We start from the raw sequence: 13344 nt of genomic DNA on the forward strand, positions 1-13344 counted from the left end.
ATTACGCCGTGCCGCCGACGGTCAGCGTGTCCAGTTTCAGCGTCGGTTGGCCGACGCCCACCGGCACACTCTGGCCTTCCTTGCCGCACACACCCACGCCTTTATCAAGCGCCAGATCGTTGCCGACCATCGAAATCTGCTGCATCGCCTCGATGCCGGAGCCGATCAGCGTCGCCCCCTTCACCGGCTTGGTGATACGCCCTTTCTCGATCAGATAGGCTTCGGTGGTGGAGAACACGAACTTGCCGGAGGTGATGTCCACCTGGCCGCCGCCAAAGTTCGGCGCGTACAGACCGTACTCGACGCTGGCGATGATCTCTTCCGGCGTCGATTTACCCGCCAGCATGTAGGTGTTGGTCATGCGCGGCATCGGCAGATGCGCATAGGACTCGCGGCGGCCGTTGCCGGTCGGCGCAACGCCCATCAGCCGCGCGTTGAGCTTGTCCTGCATGTAGCCTTTCAGCACGCCGTTTTCGATCAGTACGTTGTACTGGCCCGGCACGCCTTCGTCGTCGATCGCCAGCGAGCCGCGGCGCCCTTGCAGGGTGCCGTCATCCACCACGGTGCACAGCTCGGACGCCACCAGCTCGCCCATATGGCCGCTGAACACCGAGGTGCCGCGCCGGTTGAAGTCGCCTTCCAGGCCGTGGCCCACCGCCTCGTGCAGCAGTACGCCTGGCCAACCGGCCCCCAGCACCACCGGCATATTGCCGGCCGGCGCCGCCACTGCGCCAAGATTGACCAGCGCCATGCGCACCGCCTCTTGGGCATAGATATCGGCGCGCACCTCGCCGTCGACGGCTTCCAGGAAGTAGTCATAGCCGAAACGGCCGCCGCCGCCGCTGGAGCCGCGCTCACGCTTGCCGTCCTGCTCCACCAGCACGCTGACGGAAAGGCGCACCAGCGGGCGAACGTCCGCCGCCAGCGTGCCGTCGGTGGCGGCCACCAGCACCTGCTCGTAAACGCCGGTGATGCTGGCGTTCACTTCCTGCACCCGCGCATCGGCGGCGCGCGCCACCTTGTCGACGCGGTGCAGCAGGGCGATTTTCTCTTCGCGCGGCAGGCTTTGCAACGGATCGAGCAGCGGGTACAGCGCCTGATAACCGATTTCGCCCAGAGTATGCGCCTGCCCGTCGCCCTGCTCGCGCACGATGCTGCGCGCCGCCTGGGCGCTTTGCTGCAGCGCATTCAGGGTGATCTGATCGGCATAGGCAAAGCCGGTCTTCTCGCCGCTGACGGCGCGCACGCCGACGCCCTGGTCGATATTGTAAGAGCCATCCTTGATGATGCCGTCCTCAATCACCCAGGCTTCGTGATAGCTGGACTGGAAATAGAGATCGGCGTAGTCGATACGGCGTTCTGCCAGTTGACCCAGTACCCTGTACAGGTCTTGATGACTCAGCTTGTTGGTAGCGAGTAACTGCTCACTGACAAACGTCAGGCTCATAATGGTTTCACTCTTGATTGGAGGATTACTTGTCAGACGGCGCCGTCAGCGACGTCTGGAATCGGTTGTGCTGCAGCACCGGCATCTGCGCACGAATATTTTTCAGGCTTGCGGCGTCCACACGCACCTTCAGTGCCGCCACGGCGTCCGCGTTCTCGGCCAACACCTTGCCCCAGCCGTCGACAGCCATCGAGTGGCCCCAGGTGCGGCGGGTCGGCCCGTGGCGCCCCACCTGCGCCGGCGCCAGAATCATGCACTGGTTTTCGATCGCCCGGGCGCGCAGCAGGATTTCCCAATGCGCCTCGCCGGTCACCCGGGTAAAGGCAGCCGGCACCGAAATCAGTTCGGCGCCCTGCGCCCGCAGCGCCTGGAACAGCGCAGGGAAGCGCAGATCGTAACATATGGTCATGCCCAAACGCCCGACCGGCGTATCCACCACCGTCAGGTGCTGCCCGTGCTGGTAGGTATCCGACTCGCGGTAATGGCCGTGCGCGTCGTTGATGTCCACATCGAACATGTGCAGCTTGTCGTAGCGGGCGCGGATCTCGCCCTGCTCGTCGAACAACAGGCTGCTGGTGGTGATAAGCTCCGGGTTCTCACGGCTGACGAGCGGCATCGAGCCCACCAGCAACCACACGCCATAACGGCGCGCCAGTTCGCGCACCGCATTCTGCAGCGGACCATCGCCCTGTTTTTCCGCCTGTTGGCGATAGGCCGCGGAGTTGGCGAACAACAACGCGTTCTCCGGCGTCATGACCAGTTTTACCCCGGCATTGAGCTGCTTGATCTGCTGTTCAATCTGGGCCAGGTTATCGCGCACCTGATCGCCACTGCACAACTGCAACAACGCAACGTTAGCATTCCTCATGACGCCTTATCCTCCTTTGCCTTACGAAGTACCTCATTGATCTTCGGCTGGTCGAGATCGCCGCTGATATGGTAGCGAATCAGCGAAATCTTGCTCCACAGCGGCCCCAGCACCTGCGAGGCGGCAAATACCGCCGCGCCGACGATCGGGTTGACGACAAACGCCGTGGCCACGCCGACCGTCGCCGAAATCGCCGGCGCCACCACCGCCTCCATATCGATGCGACGGCGCGCCAGATCGATCTGGCCGCTCATGGCGATATCCGCCGCCAGGCCGTCGATCAATAGATTATCTGTATGCATTATGCCATCTTTCAGCCAGGCGGTACTGCGGATGGAATCAAAGTAGAAGCCTTTGCCGAAGGTATCGCTGAAATCGAACTGCAGCTTGCGCAGCAGGGCATCGAAACTGACCAGCCGCAGCAGCTGACCGGCACGGCCACCACCCATACTGTCGATTTCACCCTTGCCCATCTTGACCTGCAGCGCACCGCTCAGCGTATCGACCCGTGGCTGCCACGGCGTGCCATGCCAGTACAGATCGAAATCCACGTCATAAGGCGCGCCCTTAAGCGGAATGGTGATGCCGAAGAAGGCGGCGGTTTCATCGATCTTGCCGCCAAGCAGCTTGCCTTTCAGCGAGCTGCGCTCTTCCTGCGCATTTTGTTTCCACAGGCCGGTGGCGGTCATGCGCCCTTTGCCGGTATCGACCAGGCCGTGATCCAGCGTCAGGGTATCGCCCCGATTGGTCAGATCCGCCTCGACCTTACCGAGGTTCTGCCCCAGCACCCAGCACGATTTGCAGCGCAACATCAACGAAGGCCAGTCGCGGAAGGAAACGTTCTCGGTCGACGGCGGCGGCGTGCCCCCCGCGTTTTTCGTCTCTGCGAACTGCGGGTTGTAATACAGGTAGTTGATATCGGCGCGCCACGGCCCGCGATCGGCCACCCGCAGGCTACCATCCACTTCGTCGCTCTTGGCGCTCACCAGGGTGGCGCCAAGCTGTTTCTCGGCCGACAGCGTCAGCTTATGCCAGGCCTGGCCGCCCAACAGCAGCTGCGGCGTGGTCAGCGCCACGGTGGTGGGGAAGCTGAAACCGCCCACCTGACCGCTGCCGCCGCCCTGTTTCAGCGCCGGTGCCAGCAGCGCCAGCCACTGCTCGCCGTCCAGCGCCGGCAGGTTCAACGTCATCGACTTGCCGGCCGGCAGAGGCGGGGTGCCGCCCCCGTTGGTTTGCCAGGCGGCGCGCGCCAGGTTCACCTGTTTTTTATCGAAGTTCCATTCGCTGTTGAAGCGGTTCTGTTTGCCCGCGCTGCCGGTCAACATAAAGCCGTTCAAACCGCCTTTGACCTTGACGTTCACCGGCAGCGCCTCTCCCGACGCCTTGTCCAGTGGCGAAGGTAAGTGACTGCTCACTTTCTTCAGGTCTGCGTCAAGGCCGATATCGTAGCTGGCCGAGCCCTGATGCGGCAGCGTGATGGCCACCTGGCTCTGCCAGGGCGCACTGCCGCTGAGCGCATCGGCGGCCTCTTTTGGCAGGCCGGGGAACTTGCCCGGCTGCCAGTCTCCTTTCAGACCGACGTTGACCTTGTAGTCACGCTCGCCTTCCTGCGTAGTGAAGTTGACCGCCACCGGTTGCCCGAACCAGTTGGCCGACAGGGTGTCGCTCTCCAGATTGCCATTGTCGAAGCGGAACTTGCCGCTGAGCTTCTGCAGCTCGCTTTCCAGCGGTTTTATCAGCAACGAATTGTTGTTCAGCGCCACTTCACCGGTGGCTCTGACCTGCTCGCCGTCCAGGGGGATATCGAGATGTAAGCGCCCACTGACATCACCGCCAATCTGCAGCTGATCCAGCGCCGCCCCCAGCGAATCGTGCAACGGTGTCTGCATGAAGTAGTCATGTACGTCGCTGCCCGCACCCGCGACTTCGGCGTCGATCAGCAACCGCTCTTTCAGGTAATCCGGGATCACCGCGCTGATATTTTTGCCCGCCACCTTGCCCAAGCGGGTTTGCGGCGCATGCATCCACAGCCCCTCGTTGGCGAAATCGAGATCGATCGCCAAATCGGTCAGCGCCGGCCAGCCCGGTTGGAACTGGAAGGTGGCGTGACGCAGCGGTACGAAGACTTCGAACTGCCCTTCGTTTTTGCGGTACGGGAAATGCTGCGGATCGCCGGAATAAATCAGCGTGGCGTTATCCACCTGGCCGCCCTGAATGGCGCCGCCCAGGTAGTCCACCAGATGCTTGCCCATCAGCGGTTCCGGGAAATAGCGCCAGGCGTCGGCGCCGTCATACAGGCGGATGCCCGCCAGGATATTCAGCCACGGATCGCCCTTGGCCGGCTGCTGATAACGGAAATCGCCGTTGACCCACAGCGACTTCGCCTTGACGTCCAGCCCCTGACTCGCCAGCTCCCAGCCTTGATCGTTGTAACGCCAGGTCAGCGCGCCACGCGCGCTGCTGATTTCAAGCGGGGCGCGGAACATGTCGCCGTAAGGCAGGGTGCTGTCGGTGAGCCCCAGCGTCAGGCGGCCGTTCTCCACCCCGCCACTCAACGCGCCGGAGAAGTGGTTGACGCCCGGCAGCAGTTCCCAACGCTGCCAGCTGACATCGCGCCACAGCGCCTGAAAACGGCTCTTTTCCGGCTGCTTGAGCGGGATGTCCAGCGCCAGCGCTTCCATCTTCCCCTGCGGCTGCAGATCGTTCCAGCGATCGAGCACGTCCGGGCTGAGGAACGAGAAGGTCGGCAGCAACGCCGATAGACGCTCCAACTGAAGATGGGTCGCGCGCACCCGCAGCTCTTCATTCTGCGCCGGCCCCATAAATTCGGTGTTTTCCGGCAGCCACAGCGCAGAAAGCGCGCCCTGCGGCCAGGCCTGGCCGTCGGTGCTCAACCGCAGCTGCGGCACGTCGAGCTGCCAACCGGTGCCCTGGCGGCGCAGCGACAGCGCCAGATTGTCTACGTCCAGCCGGTGCTGCGCGGCGCCGGTATTCCAGTTGGCCGCCCCCTGCTTGAGCAACGCATGGCCGCCGGCGATCTCGCCGTTTTGCACCTGCAGCCAGGCTGCCAGGCTGAAGTCTGCGCTTTCCAGCCCGGTGTTGGCGCGCAGCCAGCGGGTAAACCAGGGTTTCATGTCGATGTTATCGGCCTGCAGATAGACCGTGCCGGTGTCCAGCAGGCCCTGATTATCGCGCAGGTCCATGCGCAGCTGCACCACACCGTGCTGGCCGTTCAGCGTCGACAGGCTGATCTGCCCCTCGGCGCGGTGGCGATCGCGGCCGTTGAGCCAGGTCAGTTGGGGAATGTCGAATTCGGCGCGCGCGCCGGCGGGCGTCAGGAACGAGATACGGCTGTCGCGCAGATCGAAGTGGTCGAGCTGGCGCAGCATCAGATCGCTGATTTTACCGGGCTCAAGGCCGTCGCCCTCACGATCGCCGCCCAGCGTGGCGTTCAGATCGAGGCGGAATTGATAGAAGGTCAGATCGCGGAACTGCCAGCGCCAGTGCAGCAGCGATTGCCACACGTCCAGCGCCAGCGTCACGCGTTCGATATGCACATCGCTTTTGGGCAGCGTAACGCTCAGGTTGCGCACTTCAAGCTGTGGGCCGAACGTTTCCCAACTGCCCTGCAGGAAATCCATCTGCACAGGCACACCGGATAGCTTCTCCACCTGCGCCAGCAGTTGGGGACGATAGTCGTTCAGCTTCGGCAGCATCAGGCGCAGCCCGCTGATCAGCAGCGCCACAATCACGATTAGGGTGGCGCCTGTTGCTAACAGAATCCCAGGCAGTCGCCTCACGCAGTTCTCCTTGCTCCGCTGCCTGGCAACGGGAATATCTATGCACTGACGGGCCCGGCGTGCCGGGCCCCTACCGATGTCGGGCGGGCTACATCATGACGACGTCGAACTGCTCCTGGCTGTACAACGGTTCGATCTGCACCTTCACCTGTTTGCCGACGAAGATCTCCACTTCGGCCAGCGCATGCGACTCTTCGCTCTTCAGCGCTTCGCCAACCGCCGCGGAGGCGTACACCAGGAAGCGATCGGAATCGTAAGCATGGTGCACGCGTACAATCTCGCGCAGGATCTCGTAGCACACGGTTTCCACCGTTTTCACGGTGCCGCGCCCATTGCAAGTAGGACAATCGTGACAGAGCACATGTTCAATGCTTTCACGCGTGCGTTTACGCGTCATTTCAACTAAGCCTAGCTGAGAGAAGCCGTTGATCGTGGTTTTTACCCGATCTTTACTCAATGCCTGCTCCAGCGAGTGCAGCACCCGGCGGCGATGCTCTTCGTTGTTCATATCGATAAAGTCGATGATGATAATGCCGCCCAGGTTGCGCAGCCGCAGCTGGCGCGCGATGGCCTGCGTCGCCTCGATGTTGGTATTGAAGATGGTTTCGTCGAGGTTGCGGTGGCCGACGAAGGCGCCGGTATTGATATCGACGGTGGTCATCGCCTCGGTCTGATCGATGATCAGATAGCCACCGGACTTTAGCTCAACCTTGCGCTCCAGCGCGCGCTGGATTTCGTTTTCCACGTCGTACAGATCGAAAATTGGCTGGCTGCCGGTGTAGAGTTCGAGCTTGTTGGTAATGTCCGGGATGTACTCGCCGGTAAACTCCACCAACAGATCGTGCGTCAGCCGCGAATCGACGCGAATGCGATCCAGCGCCGCGCCGGCGAAATCGCGCAAGATGCGCTGCGCCAGCGCCAGCTCGCCGTACAGCTTGTATTTGGTCTGGTTGCGCTTCTTGCGCTCCATCACCTTGGTCCACAGGCGTTTGAGGAACGCGGCATCCTGCGCCAGCTCTTCCTCGCCGATGCCTTCCGCCGCGGTGCGGATAATAAAGCCGCCCAGCTCGTCGCAGTGCGGCGCAACGATGGACTTCAGGCGCTCGCGCTCGGCTTCGCTGTCGATGCGCTGCGAAACGCCGACGTGCGCCGCGCCCGGCATAAAGACCAGATAGCGCGAAGGCAGCGTGATATCCGTGGTCAGACGCGCGCCCTTGGTCCCGAGCGGATCTTTCACCACCTGCACCATCAGGTCTTGCCCCTGGCGCACCAGCTCGGCGATGTCGCGCACGTGGAAGTTTTTCCGCTCGTCGCCGGCGACGCATTCGGTATGCGGCATGATGTCGGAGGCGTGCAGGAAGGCGGCCTTGTCCAGGCCGATGTCGACGAACGCCGCCTGCATCCCCGGCAGGACGCGGCTGACGCGCCCTTTATAGATATTGCCGACGATGCCGCGTTTGGATTCGCGTTCGATATGAATCTCTTGCAGAATGCCGCCATCGATATAGGCGACCCGCGTTTCAGACGGTGTGATATTAACCAGTAGCTCAGCTGTCATGCCTTCTCCTCAGAGCCGGTCGATAATGGCAGCGCCCATCAACCGGTTCTTACATCACGTAATGCGACAAAATTACTGAGCAGCTCATGTGTTTCGACCAGCGGCAGACCGACCACCGCGTGATAACTCCCGGTTATCGTTCTGACGAAACAACCACCCTTTCCTTGAATTCCATAGGCGCCCGCTTTATCCATCGGTTCGCCCGTAGCAATATAGTCGCGGATATCCTGTTGTGACAGGCTGCGGAACGTCACGTCGGTCACCACCAGCTGGCAGCGCACGTCGTGGCGATCGGCGATCGCCACCGCCGTCATCACCTGATGCTGTTTGCCCGACAGAGCCGCCAGCATGTCCGCCGCATGGGCTTCGTCGCGCGGCTTCTCCAGCACCCGGCCGTTGAGCACCACGATGGTGTCTGCGCCCAGCACCGGCCGATCTTCCTGCGCCAGCGCCACGCCCGCCTTGGCCTTGTCCTGCGCCAGACGGCGCACATAGGCCTCTGCGGCTTCGCCTTCCCGGCGCTGCTCTTCGGTATGCGTCAGCAGAATGTCAAACGACACACCCAACAGGGTCAACAGTTCACGTCGACGTGGGGAGCCGGAGGCCAGATAAAGCGAAGTCATTGATATACCCTTACTGTACGGCGAACTGACGGCGGATTTTGCGCATCAACAGGAATAACCACGGCCACAAAATGCCGTTTACCACACTACTCCAGAATACCTCTGGGCGGAAAGAGACGTTGATCACTAAAAACTCAGCCCAGAACACCACCACATCCATCGACAGCGACAGCAGCACGACGATCAGCGCCTGTTGCCACAGCGCCATATTGCGGAACAGTTGGAATTTGAACGCCACCAGATAGGCGATGATGCCCAGCGCCAGCGCGCGTACGCCCAGCGTAGAGCCGAGGATCAGATCCATAATCAACCCCAGCACGAAGCCGGTACCGACGTTGACACGATGCGGCAAGGCCATTACCCAGTAGATCAGGATCAGCACCAGCCAGGAAGGCCGGAACATGTAGATCTGCTCCGGCCACGGCATGATTTGCAGCACCAACGCCACCAGGAACGACAGCCAGATGATCCAGCGCCCGTGGCTGCGGTAACTGTTCATTGCACCACTCCCGCCGCGGCAGGCTGAGCCGATGGCGTAGCGCCGGCGGGTTGCGGCGCCACGCCGGTGGCCGGTGCGGGCAGCTGCGGCCCAACAGAACCGGCAGGCGGCAACACCTGCGGCATCATCTGCATCAGGCGCTCATTGGCGACGCGGTGCACTTCGTCCGGCGGCAGCGGCATGTCGCCGTTGCGATCGGCGCCCCACAGCAGCAGCAGGTAGCGCAAGCGCTGCAGACCGGCGGTCGGCCGCGCCTGAATCACGGTGTAAGCGCGCTGATTGTCGACCTTGACCGAGGAAACGACCGCCACCGGATAGCCTTCCGGGAAGCGGCCGCCGAGGCCGGAGGTCACCAGCACGTCGCCAACGCGGATATCGGTGTTGTTCGGCAGATGCTCCAGTTGCAGATCGTCGGCGCAGCCGCTGCCCGCGGCGATCACTCGAATATCGTTACGCAGCACCTGAATCGGCAGCGCGTGCGAGGCGTCGCAGATCAGCAGCACGCGGCTGGTGACTTTCGCCACCGCCACCACCTGGCCAACCACGCCCTTGTCGCTGATCACCGGCTGGCCTTCATAGACGCCGTTGTCCGACCCTTTGTCGATAACGACCTGATCGCTGTAAGGATCGGAGCCGGTGGAGATCACCTGGGTGACCATCTTGTGTTCGTCCTGGCGCAGCGGAGAACCCAGCAGCTCGCGCAAGCGGGCGTTTTCCTGCTTGAATTGGCCAAGAAGAAGAATATCGCTGTTTTTCAGCAGCAGTTCCTGCCGCAGAGCGCGGTTTTCCAGCTCCAGCTGTTGGCGGGTGGCCAGCGTCTCTGACACGCTGTCCAAAACTTTACGCGGCCCGTTGGCCAGAAAATAGAAAGGGCTGACTGCGGTGTCCATGTAGTTGCGTATCTTCACGAACGTGCCGAGCCGGCTGTCGGCAACGATCAGGCCAATGGCCGCAATCACCGCCAAAAAAAGTCGCAGTTGCAGGGAAGGCCCTCTGCTAAAAATCGGCTTCATAAATTATGCGAGTTCCTCGACAACAGAAAGAGGAACCGTACCCGATTTTCGCTGTGCGCATTCATCCGATACGATTCCTCCTTCCAGGGGCTGACTATTCTTCGCTGAACAAATCGCCGCCGTGCATGTCGATCATTTCCAACGCCTTGCCGCCGCCGCGCGCCACGCAGGTCAGCGGATCTTCCGCCACCACGACCGGGATGCCGGTTTCTTCCATCAGCAGGCGATCGAGGTTGCGCAGCAACGCGCCGCCGCCGGTCAAGACCATGCCGCGTTCGGAAATGTCGGAGGCCAATTCTGGCGGACACTGCTCCAGCGCAACCATCACCGCGCTGACGATGCCGGTCAGCGGCTCTTGCAGGGCTTCGAGGATTTCATTGGAGTTCAGGGTAAAGCCGCGCGGTACGCCTTCAGCCAGGTTACGGCCGCGCACTTCGATTTCGCGCACTTCGTCGCCCGGATAGGCAGAACCGATTTCGTGCTTGATGCGCTCTGCGGTGGCTTCGCCGATCAGCGAGCCATAGTTGCGGCGCACATAATTGATGATGGCTTCGTCGAAACGGTCACCGCCGATGCGCACGGAAGAGGAGTACACCACGCCGTTCAGCGAGATCACCGCCACTTCAGTGGTACCACCACCGATATCCACCACCATGGAGCCGGTCGCTTCGGAAACCGGCAAGCCTGCACCGATCGCCGCCGCCATCGGCTCTTCAATCAGGAACACTTCACGCGCGCCGGCCCCTTGGGCAGACTCGCGGATAGCGCGGCGTTCAACCTGGGTCGCGCCGACCGGCACACAGACCAGCACGCGCGGGCTTGGGCGCATAAAGCTGTTGCTGTGAACCTGTTTGATAAAGTGCTGCAGCATTTTTTCAGTCACGAAGAAATCGGCGATCACGCCGTCTTTCATCGGGCGAATAGCCGCGATGTTGCCGGGGGTGCGGCCCAGCATCTGTTTGGCGTCATGACCGACGGCCGCGACGCTCTTTGGGGAGCCGGCACGATCCTGACGAATGGCAACCACCGAAGGTTCATTCAGTACGATGCCTTGCCCTTTAACATAAATCAGGGTATTGGCGGTACCCAAGTCGATGGACAAGTCGTTGGAAAACATGCCACGAAATTTCTTAAACATAACGAAAGGATAATCCTGCAAGCTGGGGGCGGAAAATAAAATCCGCCTACTTTACCAACCACACGAAGCAGCGACAAGGCGCAAAAACGTTCTACTTCGGTGAAAAATAGTCTGTATTGTTTCTGCTCGAATGCACGGAAATTGGATGAGGCCTGAATTCCCTGAACAAAGGCTCAGTTTACCACCCTGTCAACGCACGAAACGGCGTAACACAGCTCATAAAATCTAACATATTCCCTGATTGCCGCCGATGGTAAGCACCTACCAACGCCAACCAGATAAAAGCTGACAAGAGCCTATCTCAAATAGGCGTCGTTGTCGCAGGCAGATTGGAGAAAACTCCAAAATGACGGGTGACATGGCCCAGATGGATCCGGCGCTCATTCTACGTCAATTTTTGTCCGGCAATCAGCTTAAACACGATAACGACGTGAATATTTTTTACGCCCCGCGTCGATAGGTTCCGGCGATGCGAAAAAGTCGCCCTGCCCGCCGTGGATCCCCCGCTCTTTCAGCGTCTGCCATTCGTTGCGCGTACGTACGCTGGCCGCGAACACCTGAGCACGCGTGCCCGCGCAGGCGCCGGTCAGGCTCTGCACGAACAGCTGGTTTTCGTCCCGCTTATCGATGCTCCGCACCAGCCCCGGGTGGAGCTTGACGATCTCCACCTGCAGCGACTTGATATAGGACGTACTGACCACGGTTAAACCCGCTTTGGACACCGCGAGACGGCAGCCCAGCCCTGACAACAGCCTCAGCACCGGACGCAAACGGTCGATATGTTGACACACATCTGCCTCCGCAAGTTCAATCAGAATTCGCCGACGTTGGCTTTTTTCGCATTGCAACAGCGTATCGCGCAGCCAGCGCTGGAAAGAGCGCTGCAAAATCGAGTCCACGCACAACGGAAACGCCAGCGTTTCCTCGGGCCACTGCGCCAACAAGGGAATGATGCGGCTCACCTGTTGGCGATCGTAACTCTCCGCCAACCCCAACTGCTGCACCAGCGGCATATATTCCGCCGGCAGCAATTCCTGGGTGCCGTCATAGATCCGGCTCATGATCTCACGATGGTGCACCTCGCCTTCCACGGTCACCGCCGGTTTCTGATACAGCCGCGGGCCGCCGCGCGCCAGCACCTGTTCCAGCAGCGTGCGCCACTTGACGCTGCCGCGCCCCTTTTCCGGCACCTGGCTGTCGTACACATACCACCCGTTTTCGCCCTGCAGCGTAGCGTGGCGCGTCGCCTGCTCCGCATAGTCGATTACCTGCTCGGTGGTTTGACCGCTGCGGTACGCCACGATGCCGATGTGCAGGAAGGCCTCGCGATCGATCAGCGCCGTGGAAGGCAAGGCATCGATGGCGTTGACCAGCTGTGAAGCGATGCCGTCGGCTTCCTTCAGGGTTCGATGCGGCAACAGCACGGTAAAATCGCTGTGGAAGTAGCGCGCCAGCAGCGCCGACGGGTAGCGCATCACGAAGGTAGACAGCAGGTTGACCAGCGAATACATCAGCTCTTGCACCGCCATGCTGCCGTGCGTCTCGCGCAGGGTCTCGAAGTCGGGCAGCCGCACCATCATCACGATGCCGTGCGAGCCTTCATCTTCCAACTGAGTGGTCAATTGATTATCGAAAAACAGGCGATTATTCAGCCCGGTTTTGGCATCCTGCGCGGCGAAGGCGCGGATCAGCGTATCGACCCGGCTGCGCTCTTCCCGCGCTTCCGCCAGATCGGCCAGCAGGCGGTCGAGCGCGCCGCTGACGTTGGCTGGCCACTCACGCACGTCGCCCTGCATGACGTTTTCACGCTCGCCGTTCAGAATGCGCCGCGCACGGCGTTCCAGACGATCTTCGCCGTCGGCCTGCTCACGCAGCCAGCGCAGGCTGAACAGCAAAACCACCACCATGACGACGATCGACAGCGTGACGGCGGCGGTGGATTGCAGCGTGCGCACGTCGCTGGCGAAGGGATCGAGGTAGGTGATGTGCAGCGTACTGCCCGGGTGCTGCAACAGAGTTCGCGAGACCTGACGATAGCCGTTCAGCGCATCCCAGGGCTCTTTTTTCAGCGTCGGCAATTTATAGTCGAGGAGCTTGCTGGTACCGGCCTCTACGCGGATCGACACAATGCCGAGCGGACGCATGACAATCGGCAACCATTTCTCCTGATCGCGCGGCGATTCCTGCAACATGGCTTGATCGAGAGAGGTGACCAGCGAATCAAAGCGGCGCTCCTGGCGATCCTGGGTAACGTAAAAGAAGCTGTATGAGCATCCCATCAGCATCAAAAACATCGCCAGCGCGACCAACAGAGTGATCAATGCAGAGAGTTTGGTGGTAAATCGCATCCCTGTGCCTTGTCCGCTATGGTTAAGTGAGTGTTCACCCTTTAGCTAAA

General features: G+C 61.2%; 9 protein-coding genes. All 9 read right to left on the minus strand.

Features of this window, described 5'->3' with window-relative positions; all coding sequences use genetic code 11:
- Position 1: 1 nt before the first annotated feature.
- The 9 genes from tldD to csrD all read right to left on the minus strand — a co-directional run bounded on the left by tldD (position 2) and on the right by csrD (position 13294).
- Positions 2-1447 (minus strand): metalloprotease TldD, encoded by a 1446-nt coding sequence (gene tldD / locus GUC32_RS21890; protein ID WP_169540443.1) that lies wholly within the window; start codon positions 1445-1447, stop codon positions 2-4.
- 25 nt (positions 1448-1472) lie between these two features.
- Complete coding sequence (nit1, locus tag GUC32_RS21895; protein WP_038629939.1) at positions 1473-2315, minus strand: deaminated glutathione amidase; 843 nt, start codon at positions 2313-2315, stop codon at positions 1473-1475.
- Entirely contained in the window at positions 2312-6115 is a 3804-nt protein-coding gene (gene yhdP, locus GUC32_RS21900) for an AsmA2 domain-containing protein YhdP (RefSeq protein WP_261456601.1), read from the minus strand. Before yhdP ends, nit1 begins: the two co-directional genes overlap by 4 nt.
- An 88-nt stretch (positions 6116-6203) precedes the next feature.
- Positions 6204-7673: a ribonuclease G gene (gene rng / locus GUC32_RS21905; protein ID WP_025304418.1), complete on the minus strand. Its 1470-nt coding sequence runs from the start codon at positions 7671-7673 to the stop codon at positions 6204-6206.
- Positions 7674-7711: 38 nt separating this feature from the next.
- Positions 7712-8296: a nucleoside triphosphate pyrophosphatase gene (locus GUC32_RS21910; protein ID WP_004936921.1), complete on the minus strand. Its 585-nt coding sequence runs from the start codon at positions 8294-8296 to the stop codon at positions 7712-7714.
- Positions 8297-8306: 10 nt separating this feature from the next.
- On the minus strand, positions 8307-8795 hold the full coding sequence (mreD, locus tag GUC32_RS21915) for a rod shape-determining protein MreD (protein ID WP_004936918.1): 489 nt from the start codon (positions 8793-8795) through the stop codon (positions 8307-8309).
- Positions 8792-9808, minus strand: a complete 1017-nt coding sequence (mreC, locus tag GUC32_RS21920; protein WP_025304420.1) for a rod shape-determining protein MreC — start codon at positions 9806-9808, stop codon at positions 8792-8794. The genes mreD and mreC overlap by 4 nt, the downstream gene beginning before the upstream one ends.
- A 94-nt stretch (positions 9809-9902) precedes the next feature.
- A complete protein-coding gene (mreB, locus tag GUC32_RS21925) occupies positions 9903-10946 on the minus strand; it encodes a rod shape-determining protein MreB (protein WP_003855260.1) in 1044 nt (347 codons plus the stop codon).
- A gap of 413 nt (positions 10947-11359) precedes the next feature.
- Complete coding sequence (gene csrD / locus GUC32_RS21930) at positions 11360-13294, minus strand: RNase E specificity factor CsrD (RefSeq protein WP_025304421.1); 1935 nt, start codon at positions 13292-13294, stop codon at positions 11360-11362.
- Positions 13295-13344: the final 50 nt, after the last annotated feature.

This window comes from Serratia sp. NGAS9 (assembly GCF_009905295.1).
GTDB lineage: Bacteria > Pseudomonadota > Gammaproteobacteria > Enterobacterales > Enterobacteriaceae > Serratia > Serratia bockelmannii.

Coding starts and splice junctions, on each gene's coding strand:
- tldD (WP_169540443.1), bottom strand. CDS start 1,447: ATGAGCCTGACGTTTGTCAGTGAGCAGTTACTCGCTACCAACAAGCTG.
- csrD (WP_025304421.1), bottom strand. CDS start 13,294: ATGCGATTTACCACCAAACTCTCTGCATTGATCACTCTGTTGGTCGCG.
- rng (WP_025304418.1), bottom strand. CDS start 7,673: ATGACAGCTGAGCTACTGGTTAATATCACACCGTCTGAAACGCGGGTC.
- mreB (WP_003855260.1), bottom strand. CDS start 10,946: ATGTTTAAGAAATTTCGTGGCATGTTTTCCAACGACTTGTCCATCGAC.
- mreD (WP_004936918.1), bottom strand. CDS start 8,795: ATGAACAGTTACCGCAGCCACGGGCGCTGGATCATCTGGCTGTCGTTC.
- mreC (WP_025304420.1), bottom strand. CDS start 9,808: ATGAAGCCGATTTTTAGCAGAGGGCCTTCCCTGCAACTGCGACTTTTT.
- GUC32_RS21910 (WP_004936921.1), bottom strand. CDS start 8,296: ATGACTTCGCTTTATCTGGCCTCCGGCTCCCCACGTCGACGTGAACTG.
- nit1 (WP_038629939.1), bottom strand. CDS start 2,315: ATGAGGAATGCTAACGTTGCGTTGTTGCAGTTGTGCAGTGGCGATCAG.